Consider the following 21951-nt stretch of genomic DNA (forward strand, 5'->3'; position numbering starts at 1 on the left):
GTTATTCCTGAAGCTGTAGATGACTATGTGCATACGGTTTTATTAATAGAACAAGAACTGAGAGAATCATTAGCGATAAGAACTCAGTTTGAAGAATATGAAAAATCTGTAGAAAGACGATACAGGACAGAATATCGTAAGGCATGCAGAATTAGCGAAATAAGAGAACCTTTGAAAAGGTCTCAGGAGCTATATGATAATGTTACATTGGCAAACGATGGTACATTTCACACTTATAACTCTGTGCCTTCATATTTTCATAATGGAGTTATGCAAATACTTGCAGATGATAAGGATGACATTGTTTGGCTTTTAAAAGGACATAAAGATGAGTAAGCTTATTGAAAACATATCCACTCTACAAAGTAATATTTTTATCCTAACACCGATTCTTGTCTCATTTTATAGGAATCTGCAGCCAAAGGACAAAAACATTCTTTTGGCGTATTTTGTATTTCCATTGGTTTTGAACTCTGATTTTTTAAAGAAAATCACTACTGTTTCCAGAGCATCTAGACTAAGCAGAATAACAAATGATAAAGAAATAATGGCAGGATTCGAAGAACGGTTCGAATATTTCAAATACATTACCAATCACTGTCTTCAATATGCGTTGGAGTGTGGATATATAAAAATAAATGACGATTTGAGTGTAACAGTTTTAGTAGATAATAATCTTCAAATAGATTGCAGATTGTCAAAAAGTATCAATCTTGCATCGCAATTACATAAGATATTTACACGAAATGTTATAAACACATATTACGCATTTGGAATTTACAAATTATGAGAAGCTATATTAAATATCTTGGTGTAATAGACAAATTAGACAATTGTCATTACATTAGTTTGAAAGAAGGACTTAATATCATAACAGGACGTTCTTCTACGGGTAAAAGTGCTATTATCGAATTGTTTGATTATTGTACTGGCAATTCCGAAAACACGATCCCTGAAGGTGTTATAACTGACAATGCAGAATTATATTTTGTTGTTATACATGCAAAAGAAACGTACTTGGTTATTGCTCGTACACAAAATAAAAGATCTACTGAGGCTTTTTATAAAATTGAGATAGAAGAAATTGATATTGAGCATCTTGGTAGAGATTATTTTAAGCAGGAATATTTTGTCCAATTAAAAAGTTTTAGAGATGAGCTTGGGCGATTTTTTGGAATTAACATTTCTGAAACAGACGAAAGCGAAGAAATGATGAAATTCAAACCCAAAAAAGGTAGACCATCATTCCGCAATATGGTTTCTTTCATGCTTCAGCATCAGAATTTGGTTGCAAACAAACATTCGCTATTCTATCGTTTTGATGAGAAAGAAAAAAGAGAAAGAGTGATTGATGAGTTTAAAATATTTGCAGGATTCGTTGACCAACAATACTATATTATCAATAGAGAGTTAGAAGAGAAACGCCAAGAATTAGAAAAATTCAACAGAGAGTTTAGCAACTTTGAATCTCAGAAAAACGAAAGAGCAACAGTGATTGATGAGCTCAGAGCAGAATATCTTTCGATTAGCGGATATGAATTATTCCCTACGATTACTGGTGCTCAAATGTTAAGTATGCCACAAATCTATATTGATGAGTTGGAGAAAATAAAAATCGAAGTCAATGAAGATTCTGATGAGTATAAGAAATTGTATTTAGAATTGATTCGACAAAAGAATGATTTATTGGCACAAAGAAGAAGACTATCTCTAAAATTAGAACATATAAACTCTTCTATTAATTATGTTAGAAACTACGCTGAAAAGATAGATAAATACCAACCTATTACGGAAGCAATAAGAGGAAAAGCGGTATGTCCTTTCTGTCATCATGAGTCAACAGCAACAGAAAATGCAGCTAATAAATTAAGGATTGCTATTGAGTGGCTAAACGAAGAATTAAGGAAGTCACCTCAAAGAGAAGATTCATTCTTGCCACAAAAACGTGAATGTGAAAAAGATATATCTGCAATAAACTTAGAATTGAGAAAGATTAATGCCGAAATAAATAGAATTATAGAAACAAACAACAAGTTAGAGAAAAACAAGTCATTAGATGAACAATCATTAAAACTAAAGCTTAGAATTGAAAACGAATTGGAATGGACAAAAAACATGTTCGTTCAATTTGATAGCAAAAAAATTGAAGAAACTAAAAGGCAAATCAAGCAACTGGAAGATATTCTGCAGACAAAATATAATGTACAACAAAAGTTAGAAAATGCAGAAAAATTTATCAATAAGGCAATGAATGACATGGGTAAAAATCTTGATTTTGAAAGCTCTTACCAGCCAATTAATCTACATTTTGACATTCATACGTTTGAACTATATCATTTGAAAAACAATGGAACAAAAGTTTATTTGAGAAATATGGGAAGTGGTGCAAATTGGTTGTATTCACATGTTTGCTTATTTTTTGGTATTCTAGAATTCTTTGTATCATTAGGAGAGAAATCAACCGTCCCAACAATTTTGTTCCTTGACCAACCCAGCCAAGTTTATTTTCCAGCAACAATAGATACGGCATCTGAATTTAATGCAAAGGATCTAAAACAGAAAGAAGGGAAAGAAGCTGATGACGACTTGCGGGCAGTTACAAATCTTTTCATTCAAATTGCTAACACATTATATTCTATGCAACAAAAATATGGATTTATGCCTCAGGTTATAATATCGGACCATGCGGATAATCTGAATCTAGGAAAATACGATTTCAATAATTATGTTGTATGTAGATGGCGTGATAAAGATAAGGGCTTCATGGATATCTTGAAAATCAAGCATTCAAAAGAAATAAGCAACACAGAAATAAATGAGGATAAATAATGCGTATGAACGAAGAAAACAAAATAATTCTATATCAGGACGATAACGAAATAACTCGTGTATCGGTACGCTTTGTTGACAAAGATTTATGACTAACACAAAGCTAGTTGTCAGAGATTTATCAAACGAGTAAATCAAATATAAGCGAACATATTAAGCATATATTTGAATATGGAGAGCTTGATGAAGATGTGCTTGTTCGAAACTCCGAATAACCACTCAACATGGAACAATGGAAGGGAAGACGCAATTACGCTTGTGTTTCAAAATAAAGCGTTACTCTTTGTAGAGTTATAGGAAATCGACTCCGCAAGACACTGCAAAACACAGCAAGCCTCCGGTGGAGCGATAGCGGGAGATTACTTCTTTAGCTAAAAGTTACATCAAAGATATTCAAGGTTGCCGCTACCATTATACCCATGGAATGTATTGAAATCCCATTGTGGAACAAGGTTGCTTTACGCGAAGCGGTTATCAATGCGACTGTGCATAACGATTACTCCTTTGAGGTACCGCCCAAATTTGAGATATTTCCTGACAGACTTGAGATAACCTCGGCAGGACGCTTACCGGAATCTCTTTCCAAGGAGGAATTCTTTAATGGTATATCAATTCCACGTAATAAGGAGTTGATGAGAATTTATCGAGATGTGGAGTTGGTTGAGTCATTAGGCTCCGGTATTCCTCGTATTCTGCGAGCATACGGAGAAGAGTGCTTTAAGTTTACCGATAATTTTATTCGCATTACTTTTCCTATAACTGCTCATGATATTAATAATGTATCTAAACCTATTAGAACTCTTGTTGCTTGTATAGAAGGTGAAACTGATAGGGAGACTCTACAATCAAAATTAGGTATTAAGCACCGGACATATTTTCGCAATACATATCTTAAACCCTCTATAAATGAGGGATATATAGAGTTTACCTTACCTAATGAAAAGCAAAGTAAGTTGCAAAAATACCGCCTTACCTCGAAGGGCTTGGCATTGAAGGATGCCTTAATAAAACGATAATAGGGCTTTATTGTTCAGATGCTTAAAAAGGTTATCCGACGAAACTGCCAAGTTATGGCACTATGTTTCTGTAGCTCTTTATCAAGAATTTATGGATGAATTGAAACAGAAAGGAAACGAATCAGGAGATTAATAATCCATCTTATCCAATTTTACCGTAACTTTGCCGCGCATTTTGAAGAAGGTAAAAAGATGGATAACAGTGTGACTAAAAAACGTGCTCAAAGCAATGAGATAGATATGCTGAACGGGCCGTTGTTCAAGAAAATTTTGCTGTTTGCTCTTCCGTTGGCAGCCAGCAGTTTGTTACAGGAACTTTTTAATTCGGTGGATGTGGCAGTAGTGGGCCACTTCGTAGGAAGCAGGGCCTTGGCAGCTGTGGGAAGTAATGCGCCGGTCATTGGGTTATTGATAAACCTGTTTATGGGTGTTTCCATGGGAGCTTGTGCCATTATCTCCAACCACATCGGGCAGCAGGACGACAGGAGCATACGCAATGCCATCAGTACGGTGCAGTTGGTAGCGCTTCTCAGCGGATTCTTTTTGCTGGTGTTGGGGCAGGTGGCTGCCCGGCCGATTCTGACATGGATGGGTACTCCGCCGGATGTGCTGGATGAGGCGGTGACTTACCTGCGTATTTATTTCCTGGGAATGCCTTTTATCATGGCATTTAATTTCGGTGCTGCCATTTTGCGAAGCATGGGCGATACGCGGCGTCCGTTGTATATCCTGGTCATGGCCGGTGTGGTTAATACCTTGCTGAACCTGCTGTTCGTGATAGGCTTCGGCATGGGAGTGGCAGGAGTGGCTGTAGCTACGGGCATAGCCAATGCGGTCAGTGCCACTTTAATCATTCGTTTGCTGCGTAAGGAGAAAGAACCTTTCCGGTTGCATTTCGACAGGATGAAGATTCATGGGGTGGAGTTGAGCCGTATGCTACGCATCGGAGTGCCGGCAGGAGTGCAGGGCATGATTTTCTCCATTTCGAACGTGGTGGTACAGTCGTCTATCAACAGCTACGGAGCTGATGCGATTGCCGGTTCGTCGGCTGCGCTCAATTTTGAGTATTATTGTTATTTCATTATTCAGGGATTTAACGGGGCAGCCATCAGCTTCATTGCCCAGAACTATGGGGCCGGAAGAATGGACCGGGTGCATCGGGTGTTTTGGATTTGCATGGGTTCAAGTCTGGCTTTCTGTGCAGCCTTCAACTGGCTTTTTGCCTGGCAGGATGATTTCTTCCTGGGCTTCTTTTCGGATGTGCCGATGGTGCATCATTTCGGGGCTATCCGCATGCACATTGTGCTGGCCTGTCAGTTTATTGCCAGCAGTTACGAGATTGCCGGTTCATCGTTGCGCGGCATGGGAAAATCGCTGACTCCGGCCGTGCTCACGATGTTTGGAACCTGCCTGTTGCGTATTGTCTGGGTGTATGGGGTATCACCGGTGTGGAGAGGATACGATGTGCTGATGATGGTGTATCCGGTGTCGTGGGTGGTTACCGGATTGCTGGTGCTTACGGCCTACTGGTTGTTTATTCGGAAAAAGAGATTGGCTTTGAACTAAAAAGAAATAGCCCCAGTTTACGCTGGGGCTATTTGCTATACTAAAGGATGAGTGTGTTTCTTATTCCCACTCGATGGTGGCTGGCGGTTTTGACGAGATATCATAGCAAACGCGGTTCACGCCTTTTACTTTGTTGATAATGTCGTTCGAAACCTTGGCCATGAATTCGTAGGGCAGGTGAGCCCAGTCGGCTGTCATGGCATCTGTACTTGTTACCGCACGCAGTGCTACGGCACGTTCGTAGGTACGTTCGTCGCCCATAACTCCTACGCTCTGTACCGGCAACAGGATTACGCCGGCCTGCCATACCTGATGGTACAGGGAAGTTTCGTTGCCGTTTTCATCTTTCACCTTCCAGTCGCGCAAGCCCTGGATAAAGATGTCGTCAGCATCCTGCAGGATACGTACTTTTTCACGAGTGATGTCGCCCAAGATACGTACAGCCAAGCCCGGACCCGGGAACGGATGACGGGTAATCAGGTGCTCAGGCATACCCAGTTCGCGACCTACGCGGCGTACTTCATCTTTGAACAGCAGACGCAAAGGTTCGCAGAGTTTCAGGTTCATCTTTTCCGGCAGACCACCTACGTTGTGGTGACTCTTGATAACGGTACCGGTGATAGATAATGACTCGATGCAGTCAGGATAGATAGTACCCTGTGCCAGCCATTTCACATCCTGAATCTTATGTGCTTCTTCATCGAATACGTCGATAAAGCCTTTACCGATAATCTTACGCTTGCGTTCGGGTTCGGTTACACCTGCCAGTTCTGAGAAGAACTTTTCGCTGGCGTCTACGCCGATTACGTTCAGCCCAAGGCATTCATAGTCGTGCAATACGTTCTTGAATTCGTTCTTGCGAAGCATTCCGTGGTCTACGAAGATACAGGTCAGGTTCTTTCCGATGGCTTTGTTCAGCAATACGGCTGCAACCGATGAGTCAACGCCACCGCTCAGTCCTAACACTACCTTGTCGTCGCCAAGCTGTTGCTTCAGTTCGGCTACTGTGGTTTCAATGAAAGAAGCGGCACTCCAGTCCTGCTTTCCGCCACAGATGTCTACTACGAAGTTCTTCAGCAGCAAAGTTCCGTCTTCGCTGTGGAACACTTCCGGATGGAACTGTACGCCCCAGAGCTTTTCGTTCTTTGCCTGGTAAGCGGCGATGGCTACTTTGTCGGTAGAAGCGATGATTTCAAAGTTGTCGGGGATGGCAGTGATGGTGTCACCGTGGCTCATCCATACCTGAGAGTGTTCGCGGATGCCTTTCAGCAGCGGGTTCTGGTGGTCGAAAGTTGCCAGGTGTGCACGTCCGTATTCGCGGGTGTTAGCCGGCTCTACCTTTCCTCCGTTGGTGTACGACATGAACTGTGCACCATAGCAGATACCCAGGATAGGATATTTTCCGCGGATGTTGGTTAAATCAACTTTGAAAGCCTTCTCATCATACACTGAGAAAGGACTTCCCGACAAGATTACGCCGATAACCGACGGGTCATCGTGTGGAAACTTGTTGTAAGGAACAATTTCGCAATACATGTTCAGCTCGCGCACACGGCGGCCGATAAGCTGCGTGGTTTGTGAACCGAAGTCAAGAATAATAATTTTTTCCTGCATATTGTGTGTGATGTAAAATGTAATCTATGTGTGCAAAGGTACGCATATTTTTCCTAAATCCGATGTGGCCTTTGATTTTATTTGAGACCGAAACCTGTCATTTGGAGCTTTGAAAGCCTTATGGTATGCTTTTTTTAAGTTTTATATGTAAATAAGTAAGGAATAAATTTGTACTTTTGTCGCCGTATGAGCAGAATTTTGGCAATAGATTATGGTAGAAAACGCACCGGAATTGCAGTGACCGATCCGATGCAGATTATAGCGAACGGACTGACTACCGTGCCGACACATGAGCTGATGGATTTTTTACTGAAGTATGTGGCGCAGGAAAAGGTGGAACGCATCGTGGTGGGGCATCCCAAGCAGATGAACAATGAGGACTCCGAAAATATGAAGTATATCAAGCCGTTTGTGGCGCAGCTGAAAAAGAAGTTGCCGGACATGCCGGTGGAACTGGTGGACGAACGGTTTACTTCTGTGCTGGCACATCAGGCGATGCTTGACGGTGGACTGAAGAAAAAGGCGCGTCAGGACAAGGCGCTGGTGGACGAGATTAGTGCCACGATTATTCTGCAATCTTATTTGGAATCGAGAAGAATGTAACTTAATAAATTTTTGAATAATATGATTTTACCTATTTATGTATACGGGCAGCCTGTATTGCGTCAGGAGGCTCAAGATATTACGCCAGATTATCCGGGCTTGAAAGAGCTGATTACAAATATGTTTGAAACGATGGACCGTGCCGACGGGGTGGGACTGGCTGCTCCTCAGATCGGGCTTCCTATCCGTGTGGTAGTGGTGAACCTGGACGTGTTGTCGGATGATATGCCGGAGTTCAAAGATTTCAAGCGTACGTACATCAATCCGCATATTCTGGAAACAGGAGGTGAACTGGTTTCGATGGAAGAAGGCTGTCTGAGCTTGCCAGGTATCCACGAAAGTGTGAAGCGTCCGGACAAGATTCACGTGACTTACCTGGATGAAAACATGCAGCCGCACGATGAGTGGGTGGAAGGCTATCTGGCCCGTGTGATGCAGCATGAATTCGACCACCTGGATGGTACCATGTTTATCGATCATTTGTCGGCTTTGCGCAAACAGATGATTCGTGGCAAACTGAACAGTATGGTGAATGGTAAAGCTCGTTGCTCTTATAAAGTGAAAACGGTGAAATGATTAAAAGAATCCTATACATATTATATATAGGTATGTTTTTCCCGGTGGTTGCCCTGTCGCAGATTAATACGGACAGGGTTATGACCATCGGGAAAAATGCACTTTATTTTGAGGATTATGTCCTTTCTATCCAGTATTTCAATCAGGTAATCGGGGCGAAACCGTATCTGGCTGAACCGTATTTTTACCGTGGATTGGCCAAGATGAACTTGGATGATTATCAGGGGGCGGAAGCTGACTGTTCGCAGGCGCTGGAACGCAATCCTTTCGTGGTGAATGCGTATCAGATTCGTGGTATTTCACGTATCCGCCAGCAGAATTATCAGGGGGCTATCCAGGATTACCGCAAGGCCCTGAAGATGGATCCGGAGAATATCAGTCTGTGGCATAACCTGGCTTTGTGCCGGATGCACGAGGAGGAATATGCGCAGGCACGTGCGGATTTGGATACGCTGATTCGTATCTCTCCGCGTTATACGGATGCCTACCTGATGCGTACGGAGGTGTCGTTGAAACAGAAGGATACGCTGCAGGCCATGAACGATGCGGACAAGGCTATTGAGATGGACCGCTATAATCCGGATACATGGTCGTCGCGGGGTATGCTGTTTTTGCAACGCGGAAAGTATAAGGATGCGGAAACGGATTTGACGGAGGCGATTCGTCTGTCGGTTCGTAATGCGGGGGTATATATCAACCGTGCGCTGGCGAGATACCATCAGAACAACCTGAGAGGGGCTATGTCAGATTATGACCTGGCACTGGATGTAGACCGGAACAATTTTATCGGACACTATAACCGTGGCTTGCTACGTGCGCAGGTGGGGGATGACAACCGCGCGATTGAGGATTTTGACTTTGTGCTCAAGATGGAGCCGGACAACCTGATGGCCCGTTTCAACCGGGGCTTGTTGCGTGACCGCACGGGTGATTATCCCGGAGCTATCGAGGACTATTCGGCGGTGCTGGAAGAATATCCCAACTTCTTGGCCGGATATCAGTATCGTGCGCAGGCCAGAAGAAAGGTGGGCGACCTGAAAGGAGCGGATGCCGATGAGTTTAAGGTACTGAAAGCGCAGATTGAAGCGCAGAACGGTACGAAGAAGCAGACGGCTTCGAACGACAAGACGCGTAAGAAATCGGATAAGAACGTGGAAAACTACCGTAAGATTGTGGTGGCCGATAATGATTCGGAAGACGATCGTTACAAGACGGATTACCGTGGAAGGGTGCAGGATAAGAATGTGACGATTTTGCCACAGCCGATGTTTGCCCTGAGTTACTATGAGCGTCCGGAAGAGGTGAAGCGTCAGGTCAACTATTATAAAGGTATCGACGATTTGAATGCACGCAGGGTGCTTCCGCATCGTTTGCTAATTACGAACAACGAGGCTTCGTTGTCGGAAGAGCAGGTGAAGCAGCATTTTGCTTCCATCGATGAGCGGACGGCTGCCATTGTGAAGGAGCCGGGTAATGTGTTGCATTATTATGCCCGGGCACTCGATTTCTATCTGGTGCAGGACTTTGACAATGCGTTGAAGGACTTGGATGAGGCTATCCGTTGTGACTCTACGTTCTTCCCGGCTTATTTCAGCCGTGCACTGATTTACTACAAACAGTTGGAATACCGCAAGCGCGACCGGAAGTTTGAAGTGGAAACGGTAGAGGAACAGAACCTGCAGGTGCGTTCGTATGACTATAATAAGGTGCGCGAAGATTTGGACCGGGTGATTGAACTGGCTCCCGATTTTGTGTATGCATATTATAACCGGGGTAATATCCTGGCGGTGATGAAAGACTATCGGGCTGCATTGGTAGATTACAACAAGGCCATTGAGTTGGATCCCCGTTTTGCGGATGCCTATTACAATCGCGGACTGACGAATATCTTCTTGGGTAACAACCGTCAGGGTATTCAGGATTTGAGTAAGGCGGGTGAACTGGGAATATTCTCGGCCTACAATATTATCAAGCGATTTACGACAATAGAGGAGAAATAATTGGATGCAATATTTTTCTTTAACTAAAAAGTTTATATTTTTGCGTCTCAATAACAGATTAATACAAAAAGACTATGGTTAAGATAACTTTTCCTGACGGCTCCGTTCGCGAGTATAACGAAGGAGTTACTGGTCTGCAGATTGCAGAAAGCATCAGTTCCCGTCTGGCACAGGATGTATTGGCTTGTGGGGTGAACGGTGAAACTGTGGATTTGAATCGTCCTATCAACGAAGATGCAAACTTCGTTCTTTATAAATGGGAAGACGAACAAGGAAAGCATGCCTTCTGGCATACAAGTGCACACTTGCTGGCTGAGGCATTGCAGGAATTGTATCCGGGTATTCAGTTCGGTATCGGTCCGGCTATCGAAAACGGATTCTATTATGACGTAGATCCGGGTGAGGCTGTGATTAAGGAAGGTGACCTGCCTGCCATTGAAAAGAAAATGGCTGAACTGGCTGCCAAGAAGGAAGAACTGGTTCGCCAGAGCATTTCAAAGGAAGATGCCTTGAAAATGTTCGGCGACAGAGGTGAGACTTACAAGTGTGAGCTGATTTCTGAATTGGAAGACGGTCACATCAGTACATATACCCAGGGTGCGTTTACCGACCTTTGCCGTGGTCCGCACTTGCTGTCTACTGCTCCGATTAAGGCTATTAAGCTGCTGTCAGTAGCTGGTGCTTACTGGAGAGGTCAGGAAGACCGCAAACAGATGACACGTATCTATGGTATCACTTTCCCGAAAAAGAAAATGCTGGATGAATATCTGGTAATGCTGGAAGAAGCCAAGAAACGTGACCACCGTAAGATTGGTAAGGAAATGGATTTGTTCATGTTCTCGGATACAGTCGGTAAGGGACTTCCGATGTGGTTGCCGAAAGGTACTGCCTTGCGTATCCGTCTGCAGGACTTCCTCCGTCGTATCCAGGCACGTTATGACTATCAGGAAGTAATGTGTCCGCCTATCGGTAACAAACTGTTGTATGTGACTTCAGGTCACTATGCAAAATATGGTAAAGATGCATTCCAGCCTATCCATACTCCGGAAGAAGGCGAAGAATACTTCTTGAAACCGATGAACTGTCCGCATCACTGTATGATTTACAAGAACTCTCCGCGTTCTTATCGTGACCTGCCGTTGCGTATTGCTGAATTCGGTACGGTATGTCGTTACGAGCAGAGTGGTGAGTTGCACGGATTAACCCGTGTACGTAGCTTTACACAGGATGATGCGCATATCTTCTGCCGTCCTGACCAGGTGAAAGATGAATTCCTCCGTGTGATGGACATCATCTCTATCGTGTTCACTTCTATGGGTCTGGAAAACTTTGAAGCTCAGATTTCTCTACGTGACAAGGAAAACCGTGAAAAATACATCGGTAGCGATGAAAACTGGGAAAAGGCAGAACAGGCTATCGTGGAAGCTTGTGAAGAAAAGGGTTTGAAGGCGAAAGTGGAATACGGTGAAGCTGCATTCTACGGTCCGAAACTGGACTTCATGGTGAAGGATGCTATCGGTCGTCGCTGGCAGCTGGGTACCATCCAGGTGGACTACAACTTGCCGGAACGCTTCCAGTTGGAATACATGGGCTCAGATAACCAGAAACATCGTCCGGTAATGATTCACCGTGCTCCGTTCGGTTCAATGGAACGTTTCGTGGCTGTGCTGATTGAACACACTGCTGGTAAGTTCCCGTTGTGGCTGACTCCGGATCAGGTGGCTATCTTGCCTATCTCTGAGAAATTCAATGACTATGCCGATAAGGTACGCATGGAATTGAAAAAGTATGACGTACGTGCATTGGTAGATGACCGTAACGAAAAGATTGGCCGTAAGATTCGCGACAACGAAATGAAACGTATCCCTTACATGCTGATTGTGGGCGAAAAAGAAGCCGAAAATGGTGAAGTTGCCGTACGTAAGCAGGGTGAAGGAGACAAAGGAACCATGAAAATCGAAGAATTTGCAAAAAATATTGCAGAAGAAGTTCATAATATGATAAATAAATGGTAAATTTGCAGCCGTTTGCTGACAGAATCAAAATTCTGCGGCAAACGGACTTTAAAATAAATAATTTATAAATTCAAAAAACAAACAGGAAGACACTATTTTTAATGAAAAATGACACGTTAAAAGGGCAACACCGAATCAACGAACAGATTCGCGCCAAAGAAGTACGTATTGTGGGAGATGATATTGAATCGGCGGTATATCCGATTGCGCAGGCTTTGAAACTTGCGGAAGAACATGAAGCCGACTTGGTCGAAATTTCACCTAACGCAGTTCCTCCAGTTTGTCGAATTATAGATTATTCTAAATTCCTCTATCAGCTGAAAAAACGTGCAAAGGAACAGAAAGCTAAACAGGTGAAGGTAAACGTGAAGGAAATCCGTTTCGGACCTCAGACCGACGAACACGATTACAACTTCAAACTGAAACATGCCATCGGTTTCTTGCAGGATGGAGATAAGGTAAAAGCATACGTGTTCTTTAAAGGACGTTCCATTTTGTTCAAGGAACAGGGAGAAGTGCTTTTGCTCCGTTTTGCCAACGATTTGGAAGACTATGCAAAGGTAGAGCAGATGCCGTTGCTCGAAGGAAAGAGAATGACCATATCATTGTCTCCGAAAAAACCGGGAGCTCCGAAAAAGGCTGCAAAACTAGAACCTGCGAAGGTGGTTGAAACCAAAGAATAAAAAAGAAAGTGCGTAACGCGCCGGTATAGTGCGTTACCATGTGAATAATAATAATTAAAATTTTAACAAGATGCCAAAGATCAAGACTAACTCCGGTGCTAAAAAAAGATTCGCTCTTACCGGAACAGGTAAAATCAAAAGAAAGCACGCTTTTCACAGTCACATTTTGACTAAGAAGACTAAAAAGCAGAAAAGAAACCTTTGCCACATGGGCTTAGTTGACAATGCTAACTTAGCTCAGGTAAAAGAACTTCTTTGCATGAAGTAATCTTAACAAAAGCGTAAAAACGTATCATTTTAAATTATTAACCGAATGCATTAGCCTCAAGTCCGATTGAGAATATATCGGCGCTATCATTCAAAAAAGAATTAAAACTATGCCAAGATCAGTAAATCACGTTGCTTCTAGAGCAAGAAGAAAGAAAATTTTAGGTTTAACCAGAGGTTATTTTGGTGCAAGAAAGAACGTTTGGACCGTTGCTAAGAATACTTGGGAAAAAGGTCTGACTTATGCATACCGTGACCGTAAGAACAAAAAACGTAACTTCCGCGCATTGTGGATCCAGCGTATCAACGCAGCTGCTCGTCTGGAAGGTATGTCTTACTCTAAGTTGATGGGTGCATTGCACAAAGCAGGTATTGAAATCAACCGTAAGGTGTTGGCTGACTTAGCTATGAACCATCCTGAAGCATTCAAGGCTGTGGTTGCTAAAGCTAAAGCTGCTTAATCTCACCGGAAACGGAGACAATGTATAAAGGATGCCCTAAAATGGCATCCTTTTTTTGTGCATTATTTTTGTATATTCAAATATTTGTCGTATATTTGTCATAGAAAAATTGAAGCCGTACTTGCAGAATCGGGAAACTCATCAAATCTAAAGAAATACCGAGACAAGCTTCTACTTCCAATGGCGGGCCACGCCTTCGGGTAGCATTTATGCCGGTGGATTACAAAGGAGGGGAGCACTCAAAACCTGTCATTCGGAGTTTCGTCACGCCTCGGGTACGGCTTCTCCTTTTTATAAAAGCGAAGAATCTTGGGTTTAGCGAGTCAAGGTTCTTCGTTTTTTTATGAGTTTACTTTTGGAACGTTGTTTACTTAGATAATATAAGAACTATGAGGAAGCACATTTTAATGTCGTTGTGTGCCGGCTCTCTTTTGTTGGGGGCTTGTGCTGGAAAAGGTGAGCAGAAAATGAGTGTGTCACAAGAACCGGATACTTTATTGATGTTGGTGGGCAGTTATGCAAGTGCCGATCAGGAAGGGATAAAGACGTATCGTTTCAACCAGGAGACGGGAGAGGCTGTGCTGGCTAGTACGTTGTCTGGGATTGAGAATCCGTCGTTTTTAGTGCCGACGGAAGACGGTACGCATGTGTATGCCGTAGGAGAGACGGAAAAAGGGTTTACGGCTAATGCGTTGGCATTGGATACGTTGACTGCGGGGCTGACGTTGCTGAACAGTCAGTCTACGGGTGGAGCTGCACCGTGTCATATTACGGTGAGCCCAGATGGAAAATTCGTGTTGACAGCCAATTATATGGGAGCGAATATTACGGTTTTCCCTCGTCTGGCGGATGGAAAGTTAGGAGAGGGGCATGTCATTTCCTTTCAGGGAAAAGGAGCCGATAAGGAACGGCAGGGGCAGCCTCACTTGCACTGTGTGTATTTCACTCCCGACGGGAAGTTGCTTTTGGCAAACGATTTGGGACTGGACCGTATTCATGCTTTCCCGGTAAAACAAACTCCAGGAACGAAAGGAACGGATTTATTGGATGAAGCGGCTGCTTTTGATATTGAGCTGGCTCCGGCTTCAGGTCCGCGTCATACGTGTTTTGACAAGCAGGGAAAACATGCGTATCTGTTGACGGAACTGTCTGGCGAAGTAGTGGTGTGGACGTATGATGGAAAGACCCTGATACAGCAGCAAGTCATCAAGGCAGATACGGTGGGCGCAAAAGGTAGTGCGGATATTCATCTGTCGCCCGATGGAAAATTCCTGTATGCTTCCAACCGTCTGCAAGCAGATGGCGTGGCTATTTTCAAGGTTTCTCCTTCCGATGGTACACTGGCCAAGGTGGGTTATCAGTTGACGGGCATTCATCCGCGTAATTTCACGATTACACCGAACGGCAAGTATCTGCTGGTCGCTTGCCGGGATACCAACGAGATTCAAGTATTTGCGCGTGATACGGAAACCGGTCTTTTGCAAGATACTGGCAAGACTATCCATACCGATAAACCGGTCTGTCTGCAATGGGTTATGAAATAAGTAATTAAACCATATACTTATACGGCGGAGAAAGAGAGGCGGAAACGGCTTCCTTTCCCCGCTGTGCTTTGTACGCTGATTTGTCCCCCGTGCAGGCTGATAATCTGTTTACAGAGGGTAAGGCCGATACCGGAACCGTTATTCTTAGTGGTGAAGAAAGGCACGAAGATACGTTCTGTCACTTCCGGCAGCATACCTTCTCCGTTATCGCTGATTTCGAAAATAAGTTCCTGGGCATGAGTTTCTACCTGGATGCGAATGTCCGGATGGGAGCGATGGGCACATGCTTCACGGGCATTCTTCAGCAGGTTGATAAATACCTGCTCCATCTGTGTGCGGTCGGCATACCAGGTGAGCTGGGAAGACGGGCATTTATACTGCACTTCCAGTTCCGGATAAAGTCGTTGCAGGTCGGAAAGAAACTGTTCCAGTGGGATTTCCGTCTTCATCGGGGCCGAAATACGGGTCAGTTTCCGGTAATTCTCTACGAACTCCAGCAAGCCTTTTCCCCGGCGGTAGATGACTTGTAGTCCTTGCTGTATGTAGGTATGCGTGCGTGCATCGTCAGGATGCTCCTGGCTTCGTTCATTCAATGTATCTGCCAGGGAGATAATCGGTGTGATAGAATTCATGATTTCATGCGTCAGTACCCGTATCAGCTTTTGCCAGGCTTCCATTTCTTTGTACTCCAATGCGCCGTGGATGTTTTTCAAACTTATCAGCCGGCAGGTTCGTCCTTGCAACTGGATGTGAGTGACCGACAGGGAGAGGTCGAAAGTGGCGTTCCCTTTTTGCAGGTGAGCCACCTGCTGGTTTTCCTGAATGGCCGTGCTGATTTCTTCGGGCAGATGGGGGCAGTGTCCCAATAGTTCGCGGGCTGCCTTATTCATCCATTCCATCCGGTTGCTTCGGTCGGTGACGAGGACGGCCGTATCTACCTTGTTCAGTAACATTTCATAGTATTGGTGCTTTACCTCCTCATCTACTATACGGGTGCGCAGGTTCTTCAGGGCCTGTGAAAGGTCCTCAGCTAACTTCTGCATCTGCGGGTCGGCAAACGGTGCGCAAACCCGCTGTCCCAGGTCATTTTGTTTCATGCACTCCACGAGCCTGTACATGGTTTCAGTCTGCCGGATTTGTATGCGGTACAGGCTGTAACAGATGCCAATGAGCAACAGTCCGCAGATGATGGTACAGAACCACAGTCCATGCAACATGGCTAAAACACCTGCGGCAATCAGACCCGTCAGTCCCAAGATGTGCAATATCAGGTAGTATCCATACGTTTTCATAAGCCCCATTTTTCCAGTTTCCGATAAAGTGCAAAACGTGTAATTCCTAATAGTTCGGCAGCCTTGCTCATGTTTCCTGCGCTCACTTTCAAGGCCCGTTCGATGGCATTCTTTTCCAGTTTCTCCAAATTGAGTTCCTCCGTCAGTGCAGGCTGGTGCGCGGCGGCATTCCCTTGTGGAAACAAGAAATCATCCGGTTTCAGGAGTCCGTTTTCGCTCAGAATGACGGCACGTTCCACGGTGTGCTGTAACTCACGCACATTACCCGGCCATTCGTATTTCAGCAGCTTGTTTTTGGCTTCACGCGTCAGTCCCTTGATTTCCTTGCGGTATTTCCGGTTGTACTGATTCAGGAAGTGCGTGGCTAACAGCAGAATATCTTCTCCACGTTCCCGTAAAGGAGGGATGTGAAGTTCCACGGTATTGATGCGGTACAATAAATCCTGACGGAATTTTCCTTCTGCTACCAATTGATGCAGGTTGGCATTGGTGGCACAAATCAGCCGTACATCGATGTGTATCGGATTTACTGCCCCCAGTCGGGTGATGTACTGCTTTTCGATGGCTGTCAGCAACTTGGCCTGCATGGGCAGGGACAAGTTACCGATTTCATCCAGAAACAACGTACCCCCTGAAGCCGTTTCCATTCTTCCCGGCTTGGCTTTTCGGGCATCCGTGAAAGCACCCTTCTCGTACCCGAAGAGCTCACTTTCGAACAACTGCTCCGGAATACTTCCCAAGTCGATGGGAATAAAGACCTGCTCCCGACGGGGAGAGAAGAAGCGCAGCATGCGTGCGGCCAGGTCCTTTCCGGTACCGTTTTCTCCCAATATGAGCAAGTTGGCATCCGTATCGGAAAGCTTGTAGATGGTTTCTTTTACCTTCTGCATGGCAGGGGAGTTACCAATCAGTTCCGGAATGCGGTCGTCTCCCTTCAGGGCCTGTACCTCGTTCTGCAACCGTCCTACTTCCTGGCGTGAGCGGCTGAGTTTGACGGCAGCCGACAATGTAGCCAACAGCTTTTCCTTCTCCCATGGTTTGGAGATAAAATCAGTTGCCCCGGCTTTAATGGCTTGTACCGCTTTTCCCGTGTCTGCGTAGGCCGTCATGAATACCACTACCGCTTGCGGGTCGATACGGAGAATCTGTTTCAAGTAGTCAAATCCTTCCTGCCCACTGATGGCATCCCGCTGGAAATTCATGTCGAGCAGAATCACGTCGGGATGGAAGGTGGTCATGAAATGTTCAATCCGTGTAGGCTGTGTAGTCACTCGAATCTGCTCCATATAAGGCTCTAACAGCAGGTTCAAGGCGAAGAGCACGTCTTCGTTATCGTCAATGATGAGTATTTTTCCTTTTTCTTCCATACAATATCAAGGTGTCTTTCGCAAAGATAATGTTTTTTTGCATGTGCTGTATGTGCATTTTCGCACGCTTTTTGTGCGGATGCGCACACGAAGTGAATTTGCTCGATTTTTCTATCTTCTACATAATCAGTGCGTTATCCGAATGGCACAGTTTTTGGATATAAAAAAGCAGATAACTATGCGTATGAAGATGGGAAACAAGATACTGTGGCTTATGAGTTGCCTGCTTTTCTGCGGGCAAGTTGTGTGGGGAGAGAAGCTAACACTGCAAGAGGCTATTCAGTTGGCGCAGGCCAGCTCTCCAGAGGCAGAAGCTGCCCGGCATACCTACCGGGCAGCTTACTGGAGTTACCGTTCGTTTCGGGCAGACTACCTGCCTGAGGTAAGTTTGTCTGCATCGCCTTATCTGAACCGGCAGATTAATAAGGTAACCCAGCCCGACGGTACGGAACTGTTTCTCCGACAGAACCAGCTGGCTACCGACCTGACGCTTTCCGTCAGCCAGAACGTCTGGTTCACGGGAGGTAACTTGTTCATGCAGACGGCTGCCCAGCGTATGGATGAACTGGGCGAGAAAAGCACGGCTTATAACACCCAGCCTTTCACGGTAGGTTACCGTCAGTCGCTCTTTGGCTATAACTCCTTGAAGTGGAACCGCCGCATTGAGCCCGTCCGTTTTCAGGAGGCTAAGAAAACATATAGTGAGACGCTGGAGCTGATTGCTTCGAAAACATGCGAGTTGTTTTTTGCACTGGCATCTGCCCAGTCCGATTTGGAGATTGCCCGAGCCAACTATGCTTCCGCCGATACCTTGTATCGCTATGCCCGCGGACGGTATCGCATCGGCAGCATTACGGAGAACGAGATGTTGCAGCTGGAAGTGAACAAGCTGACCGAGGAAACCAACCTGATGAAAGCCCGTATCAGTGTGGAAGATGCCATGCTTACCTTCCGTTCTTTCTTAGGTATCCGGGAGGAAGAAGAGATAGAGGTGGTTCCGCATGACAGTGTGCCGGATTTTGAAGTGCCTTTGGACAAGGCCCTGGAACAGGCCCATTTTCACAGTCCGGAAATCGAGACCTACCGGCGGATGCAGTTGGAGAGTCGTAGCCAGTTGGCCTCCGCTCGTGCCAGTCGGGGACTAAAGGCGGATTTGTACCTTCAGTTCGGACTTTCGCAGACCGCTGCCCGTCTTCGGGATTCCTATCGTGACCCGCTCGACCAGCAATACGTGAGCCTGTCCGTAGTGATTCCGATACTGGACTGGGGGAGAGGCAAAGGAAAAGTGCGTGTGGCCAAGTCGAACATCGAGTTGGTCAATACCCAGGTGGAACAGGGCATGAATGATTTTGAACTGAACGTGCGGCAGATGGTACGGCAGTTTAATCTTCAGGCACGGCAGGTGGAAGTCGCTTCCCGTACCGACGAAACAGCCCGCCGGCGGTATGAAGTGGCCCTCCGCCTTTACCTGATGGGCAAATCGTCGGTGCTCGATTTGAATGCGGCCACCACCGAGAAAGATACCTCCCGGCGCAATTATATTGAGGCCCTGAAAACCTACTGGATGCTGTATTACGGACTCCGCAGCCTGACGCAATATGATTTTTACCGGAACTGTCCGCTGACTGAAACTTTACCTGAACTATAACACAAACCGATTATGGATATACAATTGAAAAAGAAACCCTGGTACGTTCGCTATCGTCTTTATCTGGCGGGCGGCGTACTCTTGCTGGCCGGACTGATTTATGTGATTATACTGGCTTCCGGCCCCCAGCGTTTACGCATTGATGCGGATTCTGTGCAACTGGCCGAGGTGAAGCAGGCCCCTTTCCGTGAATACGTGGACGTGGAAGGAGTGGTGCATCCCATTCTGACTTTGATGGTCAATGCCCGCGAGTCGGGTAATGTAGCCCGCATCGTAGCCGAGGAGGGAAGCCTTTTACAGCAGGGAGATACCATCTTGCTGCTGACCAATCCGGATCTGTTGCGCGAAATAGACGACCAGCGGGATGAATGGGAGAAGCAACGCATCTCTTATCAGGAGAAGGCGCTTGAGATGGAACAGAAAAGTCTGACTCTGAAACAACAGACATTGGAGGCTGCTTACGAGTTGAACAAGATACGGAAAAGCTTTGCACTGGAGCAGGAAGAATACCGCATGGGCATCCGCAGCAAGGCGCAGTTGGAAGTGTCGGAAGATGAGTACCGCTATAAAACGGCTTCTACCCAGCTGAAGATGCAGAGTCTGCAGAGCGATTCGGCCATGACGGTCATTCGCAGAGAACTGTTGCGTAACGACCGGGAACGGGAACAGAAGAAACTGGAGCGTTCTTTGCAGCGGATGGAAGAGCTGGTGGTACGTGCACCGACCGATGGGCAGCTCAGTTTTGTGAAGGTCACATTAGGCCAGCAGGTGGCAGCCGGAGAGAATCTGGCGGAAGTGAAAGTGATGTCGCAGTTCAAGGTGCATGCTTCCCTGAGCGAATACTACGTAGACCGGGTGACAGTAGGTCTGCCGGCATCCGTAACTTATCAGGGAAAACGCTATGCCTTGAAAGTCAGCAAGGTGGTACCGGAGGTGAAAGACCGCACCTTTGATGTGGACTTAGTCTTTACGGGAGAAATGCCCGAAAACGTCCGTCTGGGAAAAAGCTTCCGGGTACAGATTGAGTTAGGGCAACCGGAACAAGCCTTGGTAATTCCGCGCGGTAATTTCTATTCGCAGACCGGCGGGCAATGGATTTACAAACTCAATGCTGACAAGACCCGGGCGAGAAGGGTTCCGGTGGTAATCGGGCGTCAGAACCCCTTGCAATACGAAATAACCGAAGGTTTGCAGCCCGGCGATTGGGTGATTACCACAGGATATGATAACTTTGGCGACGCGGAAGAGCTGGTGTTTAAGTGAATGAACCAGATACTTTCACCTGCTTCCAGTACTTCCCCGAAAGTACCGGAGTACTGCCTAAGAAGTACTGTAGTACTTTCAGGGAAGTACTGGAGTACTGCAAAGGAAGTACTGAGAACGCTTAAAGTGAAGAATTACAGAAAGTTGGGAAATTAATAGTGAATATTGGAAACAGTGACTCTCCGGAGTATCCTATAGTCGAATATAATTATTGATTTATGAAAGGGAAAATAAAACACATAACTATTGCTTTGGGTATCTGTCTTTTATTGGCAATGATTGTACTGGGGCTTAAAAACCGTAATACTATATATACCTGGTTTTTGGGCGATGTTCAGACGCTTTATATGCAGGCAGATAGTTTGTACAGACAGAAAAGATACGAGGATGCCGCGACTCTGTACTCAAAACTGGCGAAAATAGACACAGCAAAACGTTGCCAGTTTATTTTAGGTGATATATATTATCAGGGTAAGACAGGGGTAAGGAATTACAAAAAGGCCATGAAGTTATTCCTGGAATCGGCAGATAACGGCAATGCGGATTCTCAGAACAATCTGGGCTATATGTATGCTTATGGCATAGGAACAGACATCGACTATTCTAAAGCTAAAAAATATCTCAGTCTGGCTGCTTTGCAAGGACACTCTCAAGCGCAAGTGGGATTGGGCAGTCTTTACAGGCATGGCTGGGGAGTCACCAAGAGCTATTCGGAAGCATTCCAGCTATATAAAAAGGCTGCGGCACATGATAATACTGATGCTATGAATAATTTAGGATATATGTACACATTCGGTTACGGAACTTCAACCAGCGCGGGCGATGCTATATACTGGTTTGAAAAATCTGCTTCAAGAGACAATGTTTTCGCCTTGTTTAATCTGGCTGTGTTTCATATAGAAGGACATGGATACCCCAAAGATTTATCGAAAGGAGCTGAACTTCTTTCAAGAGCGGCTGAACTGAATTCTCCCGCAGCGCAGTTCAATTTGGGATTGATGTACTATTTCGGAAAAGGCGTTGAGAAGGATTATGCCAAGGCAAAACATTTGTTCCAACAGGCTTCCGCTCAAGGACATAACCATGCGTTGGAATTTCTCATGAAGGTGGAGAATAAGGAGAAGGTTTCTGAAACCGATTCAATTTATGATTGGAAATTGAAGGCGATATAATGTGGGTATTAAAAATATCTGATTTTATAATTGTT

General features: G+C 45.3%; 18 protein-coding genes. 15 read left to right on the forward strand and 3 right to left on the reverse strand.

From position 1 onward, the window contains the following. Positions 1-328 precede the first annotated feature (328 nt). The 4 genes from BACPLE_RS19690 to BACPLE_RS07255 all read left to right on the forward strand — a co-directional run bounded on the left by BACPLE_RS19690 (position 329) and on the right by BACPLE_RS07255 (position 5411). Positions 329-790: a three component ABC system middle component gene (locus tag BACPLE_RS19690; protein ID WP_007560354.1), complete on the forward strand. Its 462-nt coding sequence runs from the start codon at positions 329-331 to the stop codon at positions 788-790. Next, positions 787-2829, forward strand: a complete 2043-nt coding sequence (locus BACPLE_RS07245) for a DUF3732 domain-containing protein (RefSeq protein ID WP_007560356.1) — start codon at positions 787-789, stop codon at positions 2827-2829. Before BACPLE_RS19690 ends, BACPLE_RS07245 begins: the two co-directional genes overlap by 4 nt. A gap of 419 nt (positions 2830-3248) precedes the next feature. Continuing rightward, positions 3249-3845, forward strand: a complete 597-nt coding sequence (locus BACPLE_RS07250) for a Fic family protein (protein ID WP_007560358.1) — start codon at positions 3249-3251, stop codon at positions 3843-3845. Positions 3846-4037: 192 nt separating this feature from the next. Beyond that, positions 4038-5411 carry an MATE family efflux transporter gene (locus BACPLE_RS07255; RefSeq protein ID WP_007560361.1) on the forward strand — a complete coding sequence of 458 codons (1374 nt, stop codon included), beginning with the start codon at positions 4038-4040 and terminating at the stop codon, positions 5409-5411. A 60-nt stretch (positions 5412-5471) separates the two neighbouring features. Here the strand turns inward: BACPLE_RS07255 and guaA are convergent, their stop codons facing one another. Beyond that, positions 5472-7025 carry a glutamine-hydrolyzing GMP synthase gene (gene guaA, locus BACPLE_RS07260; protein ID WP_007560363.1) on the reverse strand — a complete coding sequence of 518 codons (1554 nt, stop codon included), beginning with the start codon at positions 7023-7025 and terminating at the stop codon, positions 5472-5474. Between the two features lie 186 nt (positions 7026-7211). On the opposite strand from guaA, the gene ruvX reads away from it, so the two are divergent. The 8 genes from ruvX to BACPLE_RS07300 all read left to right on the forward strand — a co-directional run bounded on the left by ruvX (position 7212) and on the right by BACPLE_RS07300 (position 15174). Beyond that, entirely contained in the window at positions 7212-7628 is a 417-nt protein-coding gene (ruvX, locus tag BACPLE_RS07265; RefSeq protein WP_007560365.1) for a Holliday junction resolvase RuvX, read from the forward strand. Positions 7629-7649: 21 nt separating this feature from the next. Next, complete coding sequence (gene def / locus BACPLE_RS07270) at positions 7650-8204, forward strand: peptide deformylase (protein ID WP_007560367.1); 555 nt, start codon at positions 7650-7652, stop codon at positions 8202-8204. After that, on the forward strand, positions 8201-10204 hold the full coding sequence (locus BACPLE_RS07275; RefSeq protein ID WP_007560369.1) for a tetratricopeptide repeat protein: 2004 nt from the start codon (positions 8201-8203) through the stop codon (positions 10202-10204). Before def ends, BACPLE_RS07275 begins: the two co-directional genes overlap by 4 nt. Positions 10205-10278: 74 nt before the next feature. After that, positions 10279-12219, forward strand: coding sequence for a threonine--tRNA ligase (gene thrS, locus BACPLE_RS07280; protein WP_007560371.1), 1941 nt, complete (start codon positions 10279-10281; stop codon positions 12217-12219). Positions 12220-12320: 101 nt separating this feature from the next. Then, the gene (infC, locus tag BACPLE_RS07285; RefSeq protein ID WP_007560373.1) at positions 12321-12902 is read left to right on the forward strand and encodes a translation initiation factor IF-3; all 582 of its coding nucleotides are present in this window, start codon (positions 12321-12323) and stop codon (positions 12900-12902) included. 70 nt (positions 12903-12972) lie between these two features. Beyond that, positions 12973-13170 carry a 50S ribosomal protein L35 gene (gene rpmI / locus BACPLE_RS07290; protein WP_007560375.1) on the forward strand — a complete coding sequence of 66 codons (198 nt, stop codon included), beginning with the start codon at positions 12973-12975 and terminating at the stop codon, positions 13168-13170. A 109-nt stretch (positions 13171-13279) separates the two neighbouring features. Beyond that, positions 13280-13630, forward strand: a complete 351-nt coding sequence (gene rplT / locus BACPLE_RS07295; RefSeq protein WP_007560377.1) for a 50S ribosomal protein L20 — start codon at positions 13280-13282, stop codon at positions 13628-13630. 389 nt (positions 13631-14019) lie between these two features. After that, positions 14020-15174 carry a lactonase family protein gene (locus tag BACPLE_RS07300; protein ID WP_007560379.1) on the forward strand — a complete coding sequence of 385 codons (1155 nt, stop codon included), beginning with the start codon at positions 14020-14022 and terminating at the stop codon, positions 15172-15174. 17 nt (positions 15175-15191) lie between these two features. On the opposite strand, the gene BACPLE_RS07305 is transcribed toward BACPLE_RS07300, so the two are convergent. Both BACPLE_RS07305 and BACPLE_RS07310 read right to left on the reverse strand, forming a co-directional pair. Continuing rightward, on the reverse strand, positions 15192-16466 hold the full coding sequence (locus BACPLE_RS07305; protein ID WP_040312623.1) for a sensor histidine kinase: 1275 nt from the start codon (positions 16464-16466) through the stop codon (positions 15192-15194). Continuing rightward, positions 16463-17833, reverse strand: coding sequence for a sigma-54-dependent transcriptional regulator (locus BACPLE_RS07310; RefSeq protein WP_007560383.1), 1371 nt, complete (start codon positions 17831-17833; stop codon positions 16463-16465). The genes BACPLE_RS07305 and BACPLE_RS07310 overlap by 4 nt, the downstream gene beginning before the upstream one ends. A gap of 214 nt (positions 17834-18047) precedes the next feature. On the opposite strand from BACPLE_RS07310, the gene BACPLE_RS07315 reads away from it, so the two are divergent. The 3 genes from BACPLE_RS07315 to BACPLE_RS07325 all read left to right on the forward strand — a co-directional run bounded on the left by BACPLE_RS07315 (position 18048) and on the right by BACPLE_RS07325 (position 21916). Further along, complete coding sequence (locus tag BACPLE_RS07315) at positions 18048-19481, forward strand: TolC family protein (protein ID WP_235777914.1); 1434 nt, start codon at positions 18048-18050, stop codon at positions 19479-19481. A gap of 12 nt (positions 19482-19493) precedes the next feature. Further along, positions 19494-20744 (forward strand): efflux RND transporter periplasmic adaptor subunit, encoded by a 1251-nt coding sequence (locus BACPLE_RS07320; RefSeq protein ID WP_007560389.1) that lies wholly within the window; start codon positions 19494-19496, stop codon positions 20742-20744. A gap of 218 nt (positions 20745-20962) precedes the next feature. After that, positions 20963-21916, forward strand: a complete 954-nt coding sequence (locus BACPLE_RS07325; RefSeq protein WP_007560390.1) for a tetratricopeptide repeat protein — start codon at positions 20963-20965, stop codon at positions 21914-21916. Positions 21917-21951 lie beyond the last annotated feature (35 nt).

The sequence above is a fragment of the Phocaeicola plebeius DSM 17135 genome (assembly GCF_000187895.1).
In the GTDB taxonomy this organism is placed as follows: domain Bacteria; phylum Bacteroidota; class Bacteroidia; order Bacteroidales; family Bacteroidaceae; genus Phocaeicola; species Phocaeicola plebeius.